Origin of the sequence: Streptomyces sp. SCSIO ZS0520, from assembly GCF_025643355.1 — a bacterium.
Classification (GTDB): domain Bacteria; phylum Actinomycetota; class Actinomycetes; order Streptomycetales; family Streptomycetaceae; genus Streptomyces; species Streptomyces physcomitrii.
Genome location: NZ_CP092644.1, coordinates 2013424 through 2034577, shown reverse-complemented (window position 1 = coordinate 2034577; position 21154 = coordinate 2013424). Strand labels below are relative to the sequence as shown.

The 21154-nt window shown below is 73.2% G+C and carries 12 protein-coding genes; all 12 read right to left on the bottom strand.

Annotated features, from left to right (window positions below; translation table 11 throughout):
• Positions 1–68: 68 nt before the first annotated feature.
• A complete protein-coding gene (locus MID12_RS07280) occupies positions 69–734 on the bottom strand; it encodes an N-acetylmuramoyl-L-alanine amidase (protein ID WP_263165518.1) in 666 nt (221 codons plus the stop codon).
• A gap of 220 nt (positions 735–954) precedes the next feature.
• Positions 955–2553: a M4 family metallopeptidase gene (locus MID12_RS07275; protein WP_411576916.1), complete on the bottom strand. Its 1599-nt coding sequence runs from the start codon at positions 2551–2553 to the stop codon at positions 955–957.
• A 296-nt stretch (positions 2554–2849) separates the two neighbouring features.
• A complete protein-coding gene (locus tag MID12_RS07270) occupies positions 2850–4889 on the bottom strand; it encodes a M4 family metallopeptidase (protein WP_263165517.1) in 2040 nt (679 codons plus the stop codon).
• A 918-nt stretch (positions 4890–5807) separates the two neighbouring features.
• Positions 5808–7607 carry an allophanate hydrolase gene (gene atzF / locus MID12_RS07265; protein WP_263165515.1) on the bottom strand — a complete coding sequence of 600 codons (1800 nt, stop codon included), beginning with the start codon at positions 7605–7607 and terminating at the stop codon, positions 5808–5810.
• A complete protein-coding gene (gene uca, locus MID12_RS07260) occupies positions 7604–11200 on the bottom strand; it encodes an urea carboxylase (protein WP_263165514.1) in 3597 nt (1198 codons plus the stop codon). Before uca ends, atzF begins: the two co-directional genes overlap by 4 nt.
• Positions 11201–11340: 140 nt before the next feature.
• Positions 11341–13044 carry a purine-cytosine permease family protein gene (locus MID12_RS07255; RefSeq protein ID WP_263165513.1) on the bottom strand — a complete coding sequence of 568 codons (1704 nt, stop codon included), beginning with the start codon at positions 13042–13044 and terminating at the stop codon, positions 11341–11343.
• A 247-nt stretch (positions 13045–13291) separates the two neighbouring features.
• Positions 13292–14038 carry a GntR family transcriptional regulator gene (locus MID12_RS07250; RefSeq protein WP_040248114.1) on the bottom strand — a complete coding sequence of 249 codons (747 nt, stop codon included), beginning with the start codon at positions 14036–14038 and terminating at the stop codon, positions 13292–13294.
• Positions 14039–14150: 112 nt separating this feature from the next.
• Entirely contained in the window at positions 14151–14285 is a 135-nt protein-coding gene (locus MID12_RS07245) for a hypothetical protein (protein ID WP_257786917.1), read from the bottom strand.
• Between the two features lie 52 nt (positions 14286–14337).
• Positions 14338–14895, bottom strand: a complete 558-nt coding sequence (locus tag MID12_RS07240; protein WP_263165512.1) for a GNAT family N-acetyltransferase — start codon at positions 14893–14895, stop codon at positions 14338–14340.
• A 150-nt stretch (positions 14896–15045) separates the two neighbouring features.
• On the bottom strand, positions 15046–17064 hold the full coding sequence (locus tag MID12_RS07235) for an ABC transporter ATP-binding protein (protein WP_263165510.1): 2019 nt from the start codon (positions 17062–17064) through the stop codon (positions 15046–15048).
• Positions 17061–19103: an ABC transporter ATP-binding protein gene (locus MID12_RS07230; protein ID WP_263165509.1), complete on the bottom strand. Its 2043-nt coding sequence runs from the start codon at positions 19101–19103 to the stop codon at positions 17061–17063. The genes MID12_RS07235 and MID12_RS07230 overlap by 4 nt, the downstream gene beginning before the upstream one ends.
• A gap of 461 nt (positions 19104–19564) precedes the next feature.
• Positions 19565–20983 carry a hypothetical protein gene (locus MID12_RS07225; protein ID WP_263165508.1) on the bottom strand — a complete coding sequence of 473 codons (1419 nt, stop codon included), beginning with the start codon at positions 20981–20983 and terminating at the stop codon, positions 19565–19567.
• Positions 20984–21154 lie beyond the last annotated feature (171 nt).

Here is a 21154-nt window from a genome sequence, read left to right as displayed (position 1 = left end):
GGCGGCCGGGGCGCGCGAACTCGGCGGCAGCGACCGCCGGTTCACGCGCCCCGGCCGCCGCAGCCGCGTCACCCGTCGAGGACCCCGGTCTCGTCCTCTGCGGTCTCGTCCTCGGCGGGGGCGACCGGGTCCCAGCCCGCGTCGTGGGAGAGGCGGTCGGCGACCTTGGCGCGGAAGGAGTTCATGCTGAACGAGGGGTCGATCTTCCCCTCGATCGAGGTCTCCTTGTGGCCGACGACGGAGTGCTGGGTCCAGCCGTGCGCCCGGCAGATGGCGGCGGCCCAGCGCACCGCCTTGTCGTACTGGGCGCCCGGGTAGGGGTCGTCGCCGTCGCCGAGGTTCTCGATCTCGATGCCGTAGAAGTGCTGGTTGCCGTCGACCGTCCCGCTGGCCGCGGAGGGCGCGGGGTGGGTGGAGGACTCGGCGACCACCGCGTCGAAGGCGTTGCGGGCGGCCCGGCCCGCGTGGTTGGCGCGGCCGTTGCCGGTCATCGTGGCGGTGCCGTTCTTGGCCAGGTGGGTGTGGGCGAGCGGGCCCGGCAGGTCGGAGCGCCCGTCCCAGACCAGGTCGAGGCTGTCGCGCCCGGCGGTGTGGTGGATGAGGACGCCGTTCACCCCGCCCCAGGGCCCGGCCTCGTTGCGGTTGTGGGTGCGCCAGCCCTCGCGCTCGACGGGGGCGACGCCCTCGGCGCGCAGGGCGGCGATCATCTTGTCCGCGGACAGCGGAGTTGCCATGGACTTCTCCCGTTCACCGTGCTTCCAGGGCTTGGCAGTTGCCCGGCCCGGCAGTGCGGCCCGGCGTACGCGGGGAGCGCGCCGCGCGGGCGGGTCCCGGGCGCCGGTGGTACGGGTCCCCAAGCTGGACATGGTGCGGGCGGCGCCCGGGGATTCGTGATCCCCGTGGCGCCGCCCGGTCAAACGCCGGTGCCGGACCTCAGGTCCGGGCCGGAGGGTGTCAGCCCTTGACGTCCACGCCGGTCCACGCGGCCTCGACGCCCTTGACCTCGGCGCCGTCGGCGCCGTAGAGGTCGGTGGCGGCCTTGACGGTCGCCTCGCGGGCACCCGCGTAGTCGGTGGTGGAGGTCATGTACTCGGTCAGGGCCTTGAACCAGATCTTCTCGGCCTTGTCCCGGCCGATGCCCTCGACCTTGGAGCCGTCCTTGGTGGGCGAGTTGTACGTCACGCCGTCGATCTCCTTCTCACCGCTGCCCTCGGACAGGATGTAGAAGAAGTGGTTGGCGATGCCCGAGGAGTAGTGGACGTCGACGTTGCCAGCGTCGGCGCTCCAGTAGTCCAGCGAGGAGCCGTCCTTGCTCGGCTCGTCCATGTAGCGCAGCGGGCTGCCGTCACCGTTGATGTCGATCTCTTCACCGATGAGGTAGTCGCCCTTGTCCTCGGCGTTCTCGGCGCTGAACTCCACCGCCGTGCCGAAGATGTCCGAGGTGGCCTCGTTCAGACCGCCGGACTCGCCCATGTAGTTCAGGTTGGCGGTGGCCGAGGTGACGCCGTGGCTCATCTCGTGCGCGGCCACGTCGATCGAGGTCAGCGGGTGCTCGTTGCCCTCGCCGTCGCCGTAGGTCATGCAGAAGCAGCTGTCGTCCCAGAAGGCGTTGACGTAGTTGTCGCCGTAGTGGACGCGGGAGGTGGCACCCTGGCCGTCGCCCTTGATGCCCTCGCGGCCGTGGACGCTCTTGTAGTAGTCCCAGGTGACCTGGGCGCCGTAGGCGGCGTCGGCGGCGGCGGTGTTCTTGTCCGCCGGGGTGCCGTCGCCCCACTTGTCGTCGTCGTCGGTGGCGAGGACGCCCTCGCCCTCGCCGTTGTCGAGGGTGAAGGTCGAGTGGCCGCCGCGGGAGTCGTCGGTCAGCTCGAAGCCGCCGGAGCCCTCCTTGGAGCCGATCTCCACGCTGCCGCTGTAGGTGGTCTCACCGGTGCCGGTGTGGATGTCGTCCCACTGCGCGAGCTTCTTGCCGCTCTCGGCGTCGGTGACGATGTGCAGCTTGGTGGGCGTGCCGTCCTTGGCCTTGCCGGTCTTGACCGTCTCGAAGGCGAGGGTCGGGGTGCCGGTGGCGGCCCAGACGACCTTGCGGGCGTCCTTGGGGGCCTTGGCCGCGGAGAGCGCCTTGGTGGAGACCGCGATCTTCTTCTCGGTCGCCTTGGTGGTCTCGGTCTTGCCCGCCTCGGTCTTGTGGACGATCAGGTCGCCGCCGAGGACCGGCATGCCCGCGAAGGTGCGCTCGTAGCGGGTGTGGACGGTGCCCTTGTTGTCCTTGATGACGTCCTTGACGACCAGCTTCTCCTGGGAGCCGAGCTTCAGCTCCTCGGCGACCGCGGCGGTCTTCTTCTCCGCGGCCTTGATCATGGAGACGCGCGCCGCCTGGGCGGCCGAGACGGAGGCGCCCTTCTCGGACTTGGCCGGGGCCGGGGCGGCGGTGGCGCCACCGGCGAGCCCGGTGGCCAGAAGCGCGGAGCCGGCGGCCAGTGCCGTGGCGATGGCCAGCGTCGAGCGCTTGTGGGTGGCTATGTAGCCCTTGCTCTGTGACATGTGGGGGGTCACGCAAAGCTCCTTCGTGGGGTTCGGACAGCAGGGATCGCTGTCCGAAAGGTGCGGTGCGGGTGGTTCTTGAGAGGGAACAGTGCCATGCGGGGCGCGAACATGTCAGGAGTGTGGACGGTTCTTGACCAGAACTTGTCCGTCCACTGCACGCGTACGACCGCAATGTGAACAGCCCCGCCCACGCGGTGCGTTCGGGAGGAACAGGGCGCACACGGCGGCGCCGCCCCGGTGTCGACCACCGGGACGGCGCCTGTCGGTTCACCGCGCGGCCCGGTCCTGCCGGGCCGTCCGCGGCCTTACGGGAAGGTCACCTTGACGCTGTTGATCTTGCCGGTGTCCTGCCGCGCGACGTCCTGGACCTTGAGCTTCCAGGTGCCGTTGGCCTCCTCCGAGGAGGCGTTGACCGAGTACGTCTCCTTGACGTTGTCGGCCGAGTCGGAGGAGCTGGAGTTCTTCAGGCGGTAGGCCGAACCGTCCGGGGCCACCAGGTCGATGACCAGGTCACCGCGGTAGGTGTGGGTGATGTCCACCGCCACCTGGAGGTTGGCCGGGGCCCGGCCGGTGATGCCGGTGACGCTGACCGAGGAGGTCACCGCCGCCCCGGCGTCCGGGATGGCGACCGCGGTGGTGTTCTCGAAGGTCTTGCCGCCGGGCGTGCCGCCCCGGCTGCCGACCGCGACACCGGCCCAGGCGTCCTGCACGGCCTTGTACTCGGCGCTGGTGGTGCCGTACAGCTCGCCGGCCACCGCGAGGGTGCCGGTACGGGCGGCCGCGTAGTTGGTGGTGGAGGTGAACTTGGTGGTGAGCGCCTTGTACCAGATGAGGGCGGCCTTGTCACGACCGATTCCGGTCACGGGCTGGCCGTCCGCGGTGGGCGAGTTGTAGGTGACGCCGTTGATGACCTTCTGCCCGCTGCCCTCGGAGAGCAGGTAGAAGAAGTGGTTCGCCGGGCCCGAGGAGTAGTGGACGTCGACATTGCCGATGCCCGAGTACCAGGAGTCCTTGGAGGCGCCGTCCTTGCTCGGCTTGTCCATGTAGCGCAGCGGGGTGCCGTCGCCGTTGATGTCGATCTTCTCGCCGATGAGGTAGTCGCCGACGTCGTTGGAGTTGTTGGCGTAGAACTCCACGGCGGTGCCGAAGATGTCCGAGGTGGCCTCGTTGAGGCCGCCGGACTCGCCGCTGTAGATCAGGCCCGCGGTGTTGGAGGTGACGCCGTGCGTCATCTCGTGGCCCGCCACGTCGATGGCGGTGAGCGGGCTGTTGTTGCCCGCACCGTCGCCGTAGGTCATGCAGAAGCAGCTGTCCGACCAGAAGGCGTTGACGTAGTTGTTGCCGTAGTGGACGCGGGAGTACGCGCCGACCCCGTCACCGCGGATGCCGCTGCGGCCGTAGACGTTCTTGTAGTAGTCCCAGGTGAGCTGGGCGCCGTAGGCCGCGTCCGCGCCCGCGGTCTCGACGTTGCTCGGGCTGCCGTTGCCCCAGACGTCGTCCGGACCGGAGAAGAGGGTCCCGGTGCCGGAGGTGGCGTGGTTCAGGTTGTACGTCTTGTGGCCGCCCCGGCCGCCGTCGGTCAGGTTGAAGGTGGAGCCCGACTGGGTCGAGCCGAGGGTCACCTGGCCGCTGTGCTGGGTGTTGCCGGTGCCGTTCTCGATGCCCTGCCACTCGTAGAGCTTCTTGCCGGTGGCGGCGTCCGTCACCACGTGCAGCTCGTTCGGGGTGCCGTCCTCCTGGAGGCCGCCGACCACGGTCTCGTAGGCGAGGACGGGCTTGCCGTCGGCGCTCCAGACCACCTTGCGCGGGGCGCGGGAGGCGTCGCTCGCCTTGGAGCCCGCGGCCTTCGCGGCGCCGAGCGCCTGCTTCTCGGCGGCGGCCGGCTTGACCGCGGCCTTGGTGGCGATGCCCTTCAGCTCCGCCTTGCTGGCCCGCGTCACGCCCTCGGTGGCACCCGACTTCGCGGTCTTGACGACGAGGTCGCCGCCGAGCACCGGCAGCCCGTCGTAGGTGCGCTCGTAGCGGGTGTGCAGGGTGCCGTCGCGGTCCTTGACCACGTCGCGGACGACCAGCTTCTCCTTGGCGCCGAGGCCGAGGGAGCGGGCGGCGTCCGCGGTGCCGGTGGAGGCCTCGCGTATCAGCTCGGCGCGCTGGGCCGGGCTGAGGTTGGTGATCAGCGAGCCCTTGTCGACCTTGCCGAGGGCGGGCTGGGCGCTCGCGCTGTCCTCGGCGGTGGCGGCACCGGACTGGACGGCGACGGCGAGCAGGGCCGCCACGGCGACCAGGGCGCCGGCCGCGGCTTTGCGCTGGGTGTGGGAGGTGCGTCTGTGGGAGGTGCTCAACACTGACTCCTTCTGCGTGGCCGCGGGGTGGCGGCCGGGAGACCCGGAGGGTGGGTTGCCGTCCGGGGCACAGCGATGGAACGAGAACGCAGAACGCAGAAAATCCAGAAGATCCGGAAATCTGGAGCAAGCACCACTCGTGGACCCGTGCGGGAAGCACACAAGTGGGACCTTCACGTGACCGGTTGGTGAAGCTCGGGGCGGCTGTGTGATGGCCGAGGGAAGAGTGACAGGAATCCGGGGCCGCTGTCAGGATCCCCTCAAGAGGTTGGCCGGAAAAAGTTCGTTGCCCGGTGGACGGTGTTCGCAATGCGGATCCGATGTGGCGGGCAACCGTTCACACCGCCGCAATGTTGATCCGTCATCAACCCTCTGTACTGGGCTTTTCTCGCGAGCTTCCGGCGGCCGCGCCATGAAATCCGTTATCACGCCAGCCTGTTGATGGATCACGTGTACATGGCTATTCGGCCAGTCGGCCGTCCGCCCCGGGTGGCGGGGCCGGCGCTCCCGGCCGCTTCGCCGACCGGTGCGAACGCGGGCCGGATGCAGGGGAGTTGATGCGGTGGGAAGCATTCCGCTTGTGACCTGGCCGGAGTGGGAAGTCTTCGCGTGCGCACACGAACAGTCGGTATTTCTGCCCGTGCGTCCGGGCTTTGGGGCATGAACGGGTACTTGCCGTGCGTTGTCCCCCGGTGTCCGGAGGTGAGATGCGAAGTCGCGGTCCCGGGGCCGCGGTTGAGGCCCGGAAGCGGTACGCCGGGTGCGTCGCGGTGCCTTGAGCCCCGCGCCGGACCCCGCCCGCACAGCGGCGCGCGGGCGGGCGCGGGCCCCCGCCCGCACCGCCCGCCACACCTCAACAGGCCCGCCCCGCCCGCCCGTTCACCTCTCCAGGGCGGCTCGCCTTAGCAAACCCGGCGGTTGCTACCGGGCGGCCGCCTCCGGCGCGGAACCGGGCGCCTGCCCGGCCGGGGCGCCCGCGAGGCCGCCGTCCGCCGCCCCAGCTGCCCCGGCCGCCTGATACGCGAGCCAGCCCCCGTACGCGGTGATGTCCTGCCCGGCGGCGGCGGAGTGCGGATCGCACTGGAAGCCGAGCACCCAGCTGCCGTCGTCGAGCCGGATCCGGCCCAGCGACATGGGTGGGGGCAGCTCGGCGAGGAAGCGGCCGAGGGCGGCGGGCGAGAGGGTCCAGCGCTCCCCGGCGAGCGCGGCGCCCGCCCCGGGGGCCACCCGGACCAGGCCCGGCTTCGGGGGCACGGTGCCGAGGGCGAACAGGCGGTAGTCCGGCGCGGTGCGCAGCTCGCCCGCGAACCGGGCGCCGAGCGCGGTGAGTTGGGGATGCAGGGGCTGCCCGCGCAGATGCGCGCCGAAGACCGCGAGGTCGGTGCCGGTGCCGGGGTAGGGCGGCGCGGACCGCTCCCCGGTGAGCAGGGCGGCGATGTCCAGGGCGGCCTGGTCCTCGAAGGCGCGGGTGATCACGCTCACCCCGAAGGGGGTCCCGTCGGCCTCGCCCGCCGGGACGGCGACGGCCGCCATGTCCAGGAGGTTCACGAAGTTGGTGTAGGTGCCCAGGCGGGAGTTGACGCCCACCGGGTCCGCCGCGACCTCCGCCAGGCTGGGGTGCCCGGTCGTGGTCGGCAGCACCAGCGCGTCGAAGCCGTCCAGGAGGCGCCCGGCCTCGGCCCGGAAGATGTCGAGCCGCTCCTGGTCGGCGGCGAGCGCCGCGGCGGGGATCCCGGCGGCGGCCAGCACGATCCTGGCCACCGTGGGGTCCGCGTCCGCGGGGCGCCCTTCGAGGAACTCGCCCACGGCGGCGTACCGTTCGGCCACCAGCGCCCCTTCGTAGAGCAGCCGCGCGGCCTCCAGGAGCGGGCTCACGTCGAGGACCTCGGTCCGCGCCCCGGCGGCCGCCAGGCGGTCGAGCGCGGTGGCGAAGGCGGCGCGGGCGCCGGGGCCGAGCGGGGCGAGGTCGGCCGCCCGGGGGACCGCGAGGCGGGGGCGCGCGGGCGCGGCGAGCCGTACCCCGGCGGGCCAGTCGCGGCTGCGCGGGTCGCCCTCGTCCGGACCGGTCATCACGGTGAGGGCGCGCTGCGCGGTGGTCAGCGTGGCGGCGAAGACGGTGACGCAGTCGTAGGGCCGGGCCGCCGGGACCACCCCGGTGGCGGGCACCAGGCCCAGGGTGGGCTTGATCCCGACCAGGCCGCCGAGCGCGGCGGGCACCCGCCCGGAGCCCGCGGTGTCGGTGCCCAGCGCGAAGTCCGCGATGCCGAGGGCGACCGCCACCGCCGAACCCGAACTGGAGCCGCCGGAGATCAGTTCCGGGTCGGCCGCCCCGCGCACCGCGCCGTAGGGGCTGCGGGTGCCGACGAGCCCGGTGGCGAACTGGTCCATATTGGTCTTGCCGAGCACCAGGGCGCCCGCGTCCGTCAGCCGCTGCACGGCCGTCGCGGAGGCGGCGGGCCGGTAGGCGTAGGAGGGGCAGGCCGCCGTGGTGGGCAGGCCGACCACGTCGATGTTGTCCTTGACCGCCATCAGCAGTCCGGCGAGCGGCAGTTGCTCCCCGGCGGCGAGCCGGGCGTCCAGGGTCCGCGCCTCGGCCCGTACCCCCTCCTGGGGGCGCAGGGTGATCCAGACCTCGGGGCGCGCGGCCTCCTCGATCCGGCGGTAGGCGGCCTCGACGCGCGCCTCGACGGTGGGGTGGGGGGTGGGGGACGAGGGCTTCATGCGGCTTCCTCCCGTGCGAGGACGGTCAGCGGGGTCCCGGCGTCGATCTGCTGGCCCGGGGTGACGAGCACATCGGCGACGACGCCGTCGGCGGGCGCCCGCACCACCACCTCCATCTTCATGGCTTCGAGGACGACCAGCGGGGCACCGGCCGCCACCCGGGTGCCCGCGGGCGCCGCCACCTTCCAGACGCTCGAACTCAGCGGCGCGTCCACCAGCGTTCCCCCGGGCGGCACCTGGTACGCGGGCGCGGCCGGGGCGGCGGCGGGCACCTCCTCGGTGGCGAACTCGCCCGCGGCTTCCCAGGCCTGCCGCTCCGCCTCGAAGGCGGCCGACTGGCGCTGCCGGAAGGCGGCGATGTCCGCGGCGTGCTCGGCGAGGAAGCGCTCGTGCGCGGCGAGCGAGAAGTCCCCGGGGCGGATGTCGACCTCGCTGCGCCCGACCGCCAAGTCGGCCCGCAGATCGAGGAGTTCGGCCGGTTCGACCGGGTGCCAGACGATCCGGTCGAAGAAGCGCAGCAGCCAGGGCACCCCGTCCTCGAAAGAGCGCCCGGGGCGCAGCCCGCCCCAGATCGGCACCGTCCGCCCGATCAGCTGGTAGCCGCCGGGGCTCTCCATCCCGTAGACGCACAGATACGAGCCGCCGATGCCGACGCCCGCCTCGGCGGTCCAGGTGCGCGCCGGGTTGTACTTGGTGGTGACCAGGCGGTGCCGCGGGTCGAGCGGGGTGGCGGCGGGCGCGCCGAGGTAGACGTCGCCGAGCCCGAGGACCAGGTAGCGGGCGTCGAAGACCGTCCGGCGCACCGCCTCCGCGCTCTCCAGTCCGTTGATGCGGCGGATGAACTCGATATTGGACGGATTCCAGGGCGCCCCGGACCGCACCGAGGCCTCGTAGCGCGCGATCGCCTCGTCCACGGTCGGGTCGTCCCAGGCGAGCGGCAGATGGACCTCCCTGCTGGGCACGGTCAGTCCACCGGTCGCGGGCAGCGCCTCCTCCGCCTCGCGCAGCAGTCCGAGCAGGGTGCGCAGCGGCAGGGCGTCCGGGTCGGTGTGCAGATGCAGGGAGCGCACCCCCGGGGTCATGTCGACCAGTCCCGCGGGGCGGTGCGCGGACAGGTGCGCGGCCAGGGCGTGCACCCGCATCCGCAGGCCGAGGTCGAGCGCCATCGGACCGTACTCGACCAGGATGTTGTCGTCGGCGCCGCGCCGGTAGACCACCTCCGGGTCGCCGCCGGTGGCGGGGCGGCGGGCGAGCACACCGTCGTCGCCGTCCCGGGCGCCCTGCTCCCCGGCGCTGCTGAGCAGGGCGGGCGCCTGCCGCAGCGCGTCCGCGTGCGCCTCGGGGACCGGTACGAAGCGCACCGTGTCGCCCGGCCGCAGCTGCCCGGTCTTCCAGCGCTCGGCGCTGACGACGGTGACCGGACAGGCGAAGCCGCCGAGGCTCGGGCCGTCGGGGCCGAGGATCGCGGGGGTGTCCCCGGTGAAGTTGACCGCGCCGACCGAGTAGGCGGTGTCGTGCACATTGGAGGGGTGCAGCCCGGCCTCGCCGCCGTCCGGGCGGGCCCACTCGGGCTTCGGCCCGATCAGCCGCACGCCGGTGCGCGCGGACTGCGCGGAGACCTTCCACTCGGCGGCGAGGACCGTGTCGAGTCCGGCCCGGGTGAGGAAGTCCGGTGCCGGGTGCGGTCCTTCGGCGACCGCGATCCGCCAGTGCGCGGTGAAGCGGGGCCGCTCGGCCGCGGGTACCGGCGCGGGTGCGGGGGCGTCGGCGGCCTCCTCCGCCGGGCGGAGCACATCGCCGGTGCGCAGCGCCCGCCCGCCGTGCCCGCCGAAGCGGCCGAGGGTGAAGGTCGCGGTGCTGCCGAGGTAGCCGGGCAGATCGAGGCCGCCGCGGACCAGGACGTAGGTGCGCATCCCGGGGCCCTCGGGCGTGCCCACGTCCAGTACGGCACCGGCGGGCACCTCCACCGGCTCCCACTGGCGCACCCGGCGGCCGTCCACGGTGACCTCGGCCGGGGCGCCGGTGACGCAGACCGCGGTGGGCAGCTTGAAGCGCAGGGCGGGGCCCTCCAGGGTGCACTCCAGGCCGGGGGCGCCCGCCGGATTGCCGAGCGCGGTGTTGCCGAGCCGGAAGGAGAGGTCGTCCATCGGCCCGCTCGGCGGGATGCCGACCTCCCAGTAGCCGGTACGGCCCGGCCAGTCCTGCACGGTGGTCAGGGTGCCGCCGCGCACCACGTCGATCCGGGGCCGGGGGTCGCCGAGCCGGGCCAGGGTGCCGGTGGTGTGGGCGGCCCGCAGCACCTCCGGCTCGCGGCAACTCGCCGCAAGGAGGCCGAGGTTGGTCTCCACCCCGTCGAAGCGGGTCCGCTCCAGGGCCTTCGCGAGCCGGGCGAATGCCTCGGCGCGGTCGGCGCCGGTGGCGACGATCTTGGCCAGCAGCGGATCGTAGACCGGGGAGATCTCCTGGCCGGTCTCCGCCCAGCCGTCCACCCGGACCCCCTCCGGCAGGGCGACCCGGGTGAGCAGACCGGAGCTCGGCCGGTACTCCTGCTCCGGGTCCTCGGCGTAGACCCGGGCCTCGACCGCGTGCCCGGTGCGCGGCGGGCCGTCCTCGGGCACCTGGTCGAGGAGGTCCCGTTCGCCGCGGGCCAGCCGCAGCATCCAGCCGACCAGGTCGACGCCGGTGATCTCCTCGGTGACCGGATGCTCCACCTGGAGCCGGGTGTTGACCTCCAGGAAGGCGGCCTCCGCGCGGTCCGGGTCGTAGACGAACTCCACGGTGCCCGCGGACCGGTAGTCCACCGAGGCGCACAACTCCCGTGCGCTGCGGTGCAGTCGCTCGCGCACCGCGGGGGGCAGCGCGGGCGCCGGGGCCTCCTCGACCACCTTCTGGTTGCGGCGCTGGAGGCTGCAGTCGCGGTCGCCGAGGCTGACCACCCGGCCGCCGCCGTCGCCGAAGACCTGCACCTCGACATGGCGGGCCCGGGGCACGTACCGCTCCAGGAAGACCCCGGCGTCGCCGAAGCCGCTCTGCGCGAGCCGGACCACCCGCGGGAAGGCGGCGGCCAGTTCCTCGGGCGAGTGGCAGGGCTGCATGCCGATGCCGCCGCCCCCGCCGGTCGACTTCAGCATCACCGGGTAGCCGATCTCCGCGGCCCGCTCCAGGGCCTCGGCCTGCCCGCCGAGCAGTCCGGTGCCGGCGAGCAGCGGCACCCCGGCCCGCTCGGCGGCGGCGCGGGCGGTGTGCTTGGCGCCGAAGACCTCCAGCTGGCGCGGGGTCGGCCCGGCGAAGACCAGGCCCGCCGCCTCCACCGCGGCGGCGAACTCCGCGTTCTCGGACAGGAATCCGTACCCCGGGTGGACGGCCCCGGCGCCGGTGTCGAGGGCCGCCGCGAGCACGGCCTCGGCGCGCAGATAGCTCTCGGCGGGCGGCGCCGGACCGAGCCGTACCGCCTCGTCCGCCATCCGCACATGCGGGGCGGCGCTGTCGGCGTCGGAGTACACCGCGACGGTGGCGAGGCCCAGCATCCGCGCGCTGCGGATGATCCGGCAGGCAATCTCACCGCGGTTGGCGACGAGCAGGGTGTCGAACACGGGGCATCTCCTCCGGGAGCGCTACGGGAAGCGGGGGTGCGGGGCGTGCTGCGGATGGATGGACGGAGGGGTGGATGGGGGTGCGGTACGGGGTGGGGGCGCCCGGCGTGCGCGGTGCACGCCGGGCGCGGGTGCCGGGGCTACGCGGGCGTGGGCGGCAGTACGTGGGCGCCGGTGCGGTCGGTGCTCAGGCACAGCGAGCAGACGACGTCCTGGTGCGCCTGGCAGGCCGCGAGGTCGGGGCGCTCGTACTCCCGCCGGCAGACATGGCAGGTGTACGGGGTGCCGCTCGGGTTGCCCTCCGCGTCGAGCAGCGGTTCCTCGATGCCGTCCGTGGTGCGCCGCAGGTAGTAACGGCCCTTGGTGGCAAGGGCCATGACGGGGGTGAGCACGAAGGCGAGGACGACGGCGGCCACCGGCGAGTACGGCTGGAGCGTGTCGCCGAGCAGATGGAAGTACATCGCGATGGACAGGCCGGAGGCGGCGGTGAAGGCGACCACGCCGACCGGGTTGACCGCGTAGAGCATGCCCCGGCGGAACTCGGGGGCGTGCGGGGACAGCTTCAACAGGTACTTGTTGACCATGATGTCGGTGGCCACGGTGACCACCCAGGCGATCGCGCAGTTCGCGTAGAAGCTGAGGATGTCGCCCAGGAAGCTGAACATGTCGGCCTCCATCAGCGTGAGCGCGATGCCCAGGTTGACCAGGACGAAGACCAGGCGGCCCGGGTAGCGCCTGGTGACCCGGGTGAAGGAGTTGGTCCAGGCCAGCGAGCCGGAGTAGGCGTTGGTGACATTGATCTTGATCTGGCTGATCACCACCAGGACCACCGCGAGCGGCAGCACCAGCCAGGACGGCATCATGGTGTCGAAGGCGCCCTTGAACTGCTGGATCGGTTCGGTCGCCGCCGCCGGGCCCACCTCGGCCAGTACGTACACCGCCAGGAAGACCCCGATGGCCTGCTTGAGCGCGCCGAGCACCACCCAGCCGGGGCCGGCCATCACCACGGCCGCCCACCAACTCCGCCTGTTCTCCTCGGTCTTCGGCGGCATGAAGCGCAGATAGTCGATCTGCTCGCCGATCTGTGCGATCAGCGAGAGGCAGACGCCCGCGCCGAGCAGCACCGAGGCGGTGCTGATCCCGCCGCCCTCCGCGCCGGTGCCCGGGTAGCCGAGGAAGCGGTCCACGGTTCCCGGGTCCTCGGCGATCAGATAGACCAGCGGGCCGACCATGAGCAGCAGCCAGATCGGCGTGGTCCACACCTGGAGCGTGCTCAGCGCCTTCATCCCGTAGATCACCAGCGGGATCACCAGGCAGGTGGAGAGCAGATAGCCCAGCCACAGCGGCAGATCGAGGCCGAGCTTGAGGCCCTGCGCCATGATCGAGCCTTCGAGCGCGAAGAAGATGAAGGTGAAGCTGGCGAAGATCACGCTGGTCAGGACCGAGCCGTAGTAGCCGAATCCGGAGCCGCGGGTGATCAGGTCCAGGTCGATGTTGTAGCGCGCCGCGTAGTAGGCGAGCGGGAAGCCGGTCACGAAGATGACGACGGCGGCGAGCGCGATCGCGTACAGCGCGTTGCCGGTGCCGTGCGAGAAGGCGATGCCCGCGCCGATGGAGAAGTCGGCCATATAGGCGATGCCGCCGAGCGCGGTGGTGGCCACCACCATCGGTGACCAGCGGCGGTAACGGCGCGGCGCGAAGCGGAGGGTGTAGTCCTCCAGGGTCTCCTGGACCGCCTGACCGGCCGCCGTCTCCTCGGTGGCCCGCGGTGCGGTGCCGGGGTCCGCGGGCTCCGGCGGGGCGGCCGGTCCGGCGGAATCCTTCAGTCGTGGCTCGACGCTCATGCCACGCCTCCTTGCTGCTGGGGGAGTGCAGGGGCTCACTCACGGCACGGGGCCGTGTCCCGGTGCGACGTCCTCGGCGCTGCGGGAGTACGGGTGCGGATGCGGGTGCGCGGGTGGCCCGGGGAGCGGATGGAGGGGCCGGTGGTGCCCGGGGGCGGGGGTGACCGCGCCGAGCGGGTGGAGAGGGGGGCGCCGAGTGGAGAGGGCGCATGGGGGGGGGAGGGAGGGGCTGAGAGGGCGCTCAGGCTCAGGCGTGGCCGGTGTGCAGGGCCATCTGCGTCAGGGCCCGGCGGGCGTGCTCCAGGACCACGTCCATCGAGGCGCCGACGTGCTCGTGCAGGGCGCGGTGGCCCTCGTCGAGGCGTCCCTCGCGGACGAGTTCCATGATCTCGATGTGTTCGGTGATGGTGGTGTCCACCCGCTCCTGGGTCAGGAAGTCGTACATCCTCACCCGGCGGATCTTCCGGTTCACCGCGGCCAGCGCCTCGGTCAGCGCCGGATTCCCCGAGGCCCGGGAGAGCGCGGTGTGGAACTCCTCGTCCAGGACGACGAACTGCGGATCGGGCCGCGGCGGGGCGGCCCGCAGCGCGTACCAGCGCTCCAGTTCCGCCCCGAGGAGCACGGGGTCGTGCCGCACCGAGGGGTCCTCGAGCGCGCGGGCCACCCCGCGCAGCTCCAGGGTCACCCGCAGTTCGTACAGGTCGCGCAGCTGCGCCAGATTCGGTACGACCGGGAAGTAGCCCCCGTCGCCGCGTTCGATCAGACCGTCCGCCCGCAACCAGGCGAGCGCCTCGCGCACCGGCGTACGGGACACCCCGTACCGCCCCGCGAGCCGCACCTCCCCGAGCCGCTCCCGCGGCCCGATCCGCCCGCCGAGCAGCTCCTCGCGCAGCAGCGCGTAGACCCGGTCACGGTGCGGCAGCAGCGGCTCGCGGGGCGCGGGTCCCGGGGGATCGCGGTCCGTGTCCCCCTGCGTATACAGCCCTGTGTCCATGTCCCAGGACGGTAGGAGGGGGGTGTTTCCCGGGGAGTGCCCGTGTGTGAAGCGGGGGTTTCTCCGAGGGGCGCCGGCTTGCTTCCGGGTTACGGGCTCCGCTCGGGGCCGCTCAGGACTCCGGCAGCAGCGCCGGCGCGGGGTGCCTACGGGAGACGCGGGCGCGCAGCAGGGCGTAGGCGAGGACGAGCCGCCGGTCGAGCCAGTCCGCCCGGAGCAGGAAGGCGCGGTTCGCCTCGGAGGCCATCACCAGCTCGCCGTCCGCGCGCCACTCGCGGGCTCTGCGCGCCGGGGGCTCCTCAGCCGCCGCCCGCCGTATCGATCACCGCGAACTCCCTTGCCGGCAAGCCCATCATGACGAGGTCCTGGTGCCGACCGGCGAGGTACACATGCTCGCGCAGGCGGCCCTCCTCGGTGAAGCCGAGCCGGTGGTGCAGCGTCAGCGAGGGCTCGTTCGAGGCGAAGACCCGGGCCGCGCACTTGTGGTAGCGCTGCTCGGTGAACATGAAGCGCAGCAGCAGGGTCACGGCCTCGGCCGCGTACCCCTTGCGGCGGTGCGCGGCCCCGATGGTGACGCCGTACTCGAAGCAGCCCGCCCGGCGATCGGCATGGTGCGAACCGAGGGCGCCGACCATCTCCCCGGTGCCGAGGTCCTCGACCGCCAGGGAGAAGCGGTCGTCGTCCGGGGCGGCGCCGGACTGCTCCTGCGCGCGGGCCCGGTGGCCCTCGGCGGAACGGGGCGGGTGCAGTACGTCCCCGAGCCGCTCCTCGTCCTCGGCGAAGCGCCGCAGCGCCGTCCAGTCCTCCGGCTCGATCGCGCGCAGTCGCACCCGCTCACCGGTCCAGAAGGAGGTCATCGGGCGGCCGCCCCTGTGCTCACGCCCTGATCCGTCTCCGTGTCCCTGTCCGTGCTCGTGCTCACGTCTCTCCCCGGCTTTCGTGCCTGCCGTTCCTGCGCGTCGTTCGTGCCCGCCGTTCGCGCGTGTTGTCCGTGGCGTTCCTCGGGCTCACCCCGCCAGGCTCTCCCGCCAAGCCCGGTGCAGGTCACCGAAGGCGCCCTCGGCGGCGATCAGTTCGGCCGGGGTGCCGTCCTCGATGATGCGGCCGTGGTGCATCACCAGGACCCGGTCGGCGATCTCCACAGTGGAGAGGCGGTGGGCGATGACCACGGCGGTGCGGCCGTGCAGGACGGTGTGCATGGCGTGCTGGACGGCGCGTTCGCCGGGGATGTCCAGGGAGCTGGTGGCCTCGTCGAGGATGAGGACCGCCGGGTCGGCGAGCAGCGCCCGGGCGAAGGCCACCAACTGGCGTTGCCCGGCGGAGATACGGCCGCCGCGTTTGCGGACGTCGGTGTCGTAGCCGTCGGGCAGGGCGGTGATGAAGTCGTGCGCCCCGATGGTCTTGGCGGCGTGCTCGATCTCCTCGCGGCTCGCGTCCGGGCGGCCGAGGGCGATGTTCTCGGCGACGGTGCCGGAGAAGAGGAAGGACTCCTGGGTGACCATCACCACCCCGCGCCGCAGCTCCGGTACGGACAGCTCGCGCAGATCCGTGCCGTCGAGGAGGACCCGGCCCTCGGTCGGGTCGTAGAAGCGGGCCAGCAGCTTGGCGAGGGTGGACTTGCCCGCGCCGGTGGAGCCGACCACGGCGACGGTCTGCCCGGCGGGCAGGGTCAGTGCGAAGCGCGGCAGGACCTCGCCGCCGGTGCGGTAGGCGAAGCGCACCCCGTCGAAGACGACCTCGCGGCCCGGTCGTCCCGCGCGGCGCTCCGGCAGCGGCTTCGGATCCGCGGTCTCGGGTACGGAAGGAACCTGGGCGAGGAGTCCGGCCAGCTTCTCCAGGGAGGCGGCCGCGGACTGGTAGGAGTTCAGGAACATGCCGAGCCGGTCGATCGGGTCGTACAGCCGCCGCAGATACAGCACCGAGGCGGCGAGCACCCCGAGCGCGAGGCCTCCCTCGGCGACCCGGTAGGCGCCCCACAGGACGATGCCCGCCACCGCGGTGTTGGCGACGAGCCGGGAGCCGACCACATAGCGGGCCATCTCCAGGAGGGCGTCGCCGTTGCTGCGCTCGTGGCGGTGGTTGAGCCCCTGGAAGTCCCGGTCGTTGGCGTGCTCGCGGCGGAAGGCGCGGACCGGGCGGATGCCGTTCATGGTCTCGGCGAACTTCACGATGACGGAGGCGATCGCGGTGGAGCGCCGCGCGAAGACCTGGTCCGCCCGCCGCCGGTAGCGGCGCACGAGGAGGTAGAGCGGGACGAAGGAGGCCACCGCCACCGAGCCGAGCCCGAGGTCCAGCCAGAGCAGCAGCGCCGAGATGTAGGCGAAGGACAGGACGACGGTGACGAGTTCCTGGAGGCCCTCGTCGAGCAGTTCGCGCAGGGACTCCACATCGGTGGTCGCCCGGGAGATCAGCCGGCCGGAGGTGTAGCGCTCGTGGAAGTCGATGCTCAGCTCCTGCGCATGGCGGAAGATGCGGCCGCGCAGGTCGAGCAGGACGTTCTGGTTGACATGGGCCGCGGCGTCGATGAAGCCGTACTGGAGCACCCCGGAGGCGAGCGCGCACAGCAGATAGCCCGCGCCGACCGCGTAGAGCGGGCCGTGCTCGCCCTCGCGCAGCGCGGGCACGGCGCGGTCGATGGCGTAGGCGACGAGCAGCGGACCGGCCTGGACGGCGGCCTGCTGGAGCAGCAGCAGGAAGGCGGTCCAGGCGACCCGGGCGCGCAGCGGCGCAAGCAGCGAACGCAGCAGCAGGCCCCGGGCGTTCGCGGGGGCGGGCAGCGCGTCGAGGTCGAAGGCGTCGGCCTCGGGGTCGGTGTCCGCAGCCGGTGCCTCTTCGGGGCGGGTGCCGGGGGGAGCCGCTTCTTCGGGGGGCGCCGCCGCGGGGTGGCTCGCGTGGGGGCGGTCCGCCGGTGGCCGGGGCGCGGCCGGGGCGGCGCCCGGTTGCTGCTCCGCTAGGCCCGGTGCCGCCTCCCCCGCCCCCGGTTTCGGTTCGGGGGAGGCGGTTCCGGTGCTGGTCTCGGTGCTCAACGGGGGCCTCCGCCCTGGGTGCTGTGGGGGTGCGGGGCGGCGTCGGAGGGGCTGCCCGCGGCGGCCTTCCCCGCGGGCTCCGGTCCCGCCGGGGTCGTGGTGCCGGACATCAGCCAGGCGTACTCGGCGCTCTCCCGCAGGAGTTCCTGGTGGGTGCCGACCGCGGTGATCCTGCCCTCGGAGAGCAGGGCCACCCGGTCCGCGAGCAGCACCGTGGAGGGGCGGTGGGCGACGACGAGGGCGGTGGTCTCGGCGAGCACCCGGCGCAGGGCGGCCTCGACCAGCGCCTCGGTGTGCACGTCGAGGGCGGAGAGCGGGTCGTCCAGGACCAGGTACCGGGGGCGGCCCACGACCGCACGGGCCAGGGCGAGGCGCTGGCGCTGGCCGCCGGACAGGCTCAGGCCCTGTTCGCCGACCTGGGTCCCGGCACCCTGGGGGAGCCGGTGCACGAACTCGGCCTGGGCGACGGCGAGGGCCCGCCGCAGCGCCTCCTCGTCGTCGTGCTCGTCTTCGGTTCTGGCCGCCTCTTCGGCCGTGTCCGCAGCCGCGTTCTCGGTCGCGTTCTCGGGCGGGGCCGTGCCGGGGCGGGCGCCCATCAGGACGTTCTCGCCGACGCTCGCGGAGAAGAGGGTCGGCTCCTCGAAGGCGACCGAGACCAGGGTGCGCAACTCCGCGCGGGGCAGTGCGGTGATATCGCGGCCGTCCACGGTGATGCGGCCCGCGGTCGGTTCGTGCAGCCGGGGCACCAGGGCGGTGAGGGTGGTCTTCCCGCTGCCGGTGCCGCCGACCAGGGCCATCGTCTCGCCGGGGCGGATGTGCAGGTCGACCCCGTCGAGTACGGGCCGGGAGTCCTCGGCGGCGTCCGGGTAGCGGAAGACCACGTTCTCGAAGCACAGCCCGCCGCGGGAGCGGTCGGTGCCGCCGGTGCCGCCGGGGCTGTCGCGGTCCTCGGCGCGGACCGGCGGCCCACCCGCGGACTTCCGCTCCGGGGCAGTCTTCTGCTCCGGGACGGTCTCCTGCTCCGGGGCGGTGTCCATGACCTCGAAGTAGCGCTGGGTGGCGGTCGCCGCCTCCTGGCTCATGGCGAGCAGGAAGCCGATGGAGTCGATGGGCCAGCGCAGGGCGAGGGCCGTGGAGAGGAAGGCGACCAGGGCGCCCGCGGAGAGATCGCCCTCGGAGACCTGCACGGTGCCGAGCACCAGGGCGGCGCCGATCGCCAGCTCGGGCAGGGTGACGATGACGCCCCAGATGGCGGCGAGCAGCCTCGCCTTGGCGAGTTCGGTGCCGCGCAGCCGCAGGGCGAGGTCGCGGAAGACCTCGGCCTGGCGCCGGTGGCGGCCGAAGCCCTTGATGATGCGGATGCCGAGCACGCTCTCCTCGACCACGGTGGTCAGATCGCCCACCTGGTCCTGGGCCGTGCGCGCCACCGCCGCGTATCTGGTCTCGAAGAGCCAGCACACCGCCATCACCGGCACCGCCGGGACGAGGAGCACCAGGCCGAGGGTCCACTCCTGGAGGAGCAGGATGACCATGCCGACGAGGATGGTGACGCCGTTGACCAGGAGGAAGGTGAGCGGGAAGGCCAGGAACATCCGCAGCAGCATCAGGTCGGTGGTCGCCCGGGAGAGCAACTGGCCCGAGGGCCAGCGGTCGTGGAAGGCCATCGGCAGCCGTTGCAGCCGGCCGAAGAGGTCGGCCCGCATCGCCGCCTCCACGCTCGCCAGCGGCCGGGCCACCAGCCAGCGCCGGAAGCCGAAGAGCGCCGCCTCGCCGATGCCGAGCAGCAGCAGGTACAGGGCGCCCAGCCACACCCCGCCCGAGTCGCCCTCGGCGACCGGACCGTCCACGATCCACTTGAGGACGAGCGGGATCACCAGGCCCACACAGGAGGCGACGATCGCCACGAAGGCGGCGCTGAACAGCCGTACCCGCACCGGTCGCACCCAGGGCCACAGGCGCAGCAGCGTCCGCACGGCGGACCGGTCCCCGCCGGTCGGCCGTGCCTGGAGTTCCTTGGTTCCCGCACTCGTCTCAGACATCAGTGGCGAGACTACGTTTGACGACTGACATCCCTCACCGGCTTTTCCACAGGCGGCCCTCGCAGTCGGATCATCTGCGTCCGCTTTCTCTCGGCGAGCGACTTCTCCACAGGCCGGACCGGACCGGCGGGCAGCGTCCGGCCCGCGCTGCCACACTGGCCGGCGGTCCGGGAGGCGGGCGGGGCACGGGGCCAGAGGATCGCGCCGCAGAAGGGCCGCAGGGGACCACCGGGGGGAGGTGAGAAGATCGTCGACGCGAACACCGCCCGGCTGGGCACACCGCGGAGGGGGCGCCGTCGAGGACGACGCGGTCGGCCGCCGAGGCGCCTCGGGCTGCCGGACTCCCCGCCCCGGCAGGGCGCGCGGGGCACCGTGCCCGCCGGTGGCGCCCCGCTCGCCCGCGCGGTGCTCGCCCTGCGGGCGCATATCGAGCGCTGAACTCCCGCCGGGGCCCCGGCCGTTCAGCGCCGGTCGGTTCCGGTCAGGTCGTACGGGCGCGGGAAGGCGGCGGGCCGGTGCTCGGTGTAGCCGAGGTCGGTGGTGGCGCCGTGCTCCTGGCCCGCCCGGTTCATGCCGCGGGCGCTGGTGTCGCCCCATCTCCCGGTGGCCACCCGGGAGTCGAGGGTCCGTACCGCGGTGAGCGCCTCGTCCTCGGTGAAGTTGCAGTGCCCGGCCCGGTCCACGTACGTCTGCCGGAGGAGTGCGGAGGTCCCGGCGGCGCGGACGGTCTCCCGGTAGGCCTGCTCGTTCTGGACGGGCACCAGTCCGTCGTGGACGTTGTGCACGTTGAGCTGCGGTCTGCTCAAGGCCCCGGAGAAGGAGGCGGTCTCGGCCATGAAGCGGACGGCCGGGGCCTTCGCCGGGACGCGGGCCGCACCGGCGAGGGCGTCGAGGTCGGCGCCGAGCGAGAGCCCGGCCGCCTTGTACAGCGCCTTCGCCTCGGCCGCATACGGCGAACGGGCCAGCAGCGCCGCGTAGTCGACGCCGGTGTTCCAGGACATGGAGCCGCCCGCGTGGGACTCGGCGTTCTGCCGCCACTGGGTGGTCGAGGCGAGCAGGGTGCCCGAGATCGCCTCGAACTGGTTGGCCTCGGACAGCTCCCAGTCCCGCGGGCCCGGCCGCTCCTGGTCGGCGGCGTTGTAGGCGGCGACCCCGGTGAGCGCCGCCGCCAGCGCGATCCGCGCGCGGCCGGTGGGAGTGCGCTGGGCCTCCCGGGTCGCCGTGCCGAGGGCCGCGGCGGAGGCGTCGGCGGCGGCGCGGTCCGGGAAGCCGGTCAGCCGGGTGCCGCTGCCCGGGGTGAGCAGGGTGCGCAGGGTGAAGGAGAGGTCGAGCTGGTTGTTCCAGCGGCCGACCCCGCCCGCCTGGGTCCCGCACAGGGACAGGGAGCCGTCGATGAGCGCGCCGTGCGTCTCGGCGAGCTTGGTGGTGACCATGCCGCCGAGCGACTCGCCCCAGGCCAGCGCGCGGCGGGCGGGGCCGAAGCGCTCCTGGAAGAGCCGCAGCGTCGCCGCCTGGTCGCCGACCGCGGTGTCGACGACCCAGCCGGGCGAGACGTACGAGGAGCCGATCAGGGCGTAGCCCTCCGCGAGCAGCCGCTCCCGGGTGTGCCCCCAACCGGGCGCGTTCCGGGCCGGGTTGGGCCCCTGGCCGCCCGGCTCCACGACGACGAGTCCATGGCTGAAGAGCAGCACGGTGCCGTTCCACCCGGCCGGGACCTCCATCAGGTACGCGGCCCCGTCCGGCAGCGTGCCGGTCTCCGAGCGGAGGTCCTCGCCCGGATCGGCGGCCCCGGTCGCGGCGCCGTCGGTGAAGGCCACCAGCAGGGTGCCGCCCACGGCGACGGCGAGCAGGGTGCGAAGACTGCGCCGGAATCCGCCCATCGGGATCCTCCGAATCACGCGGGATGGGGGGAGTTGGCCCCCCACGAGGCAGACGAGAGAGCTGTGACCCTCGTCACCTTTGCGGTACCCCGTCCCGGCGGTCGATTCCACCTTGTGAAGGGATGGGGCAGCGGAAACCGGACAGAGGTGCAGGGGATGTCACATGCCGGT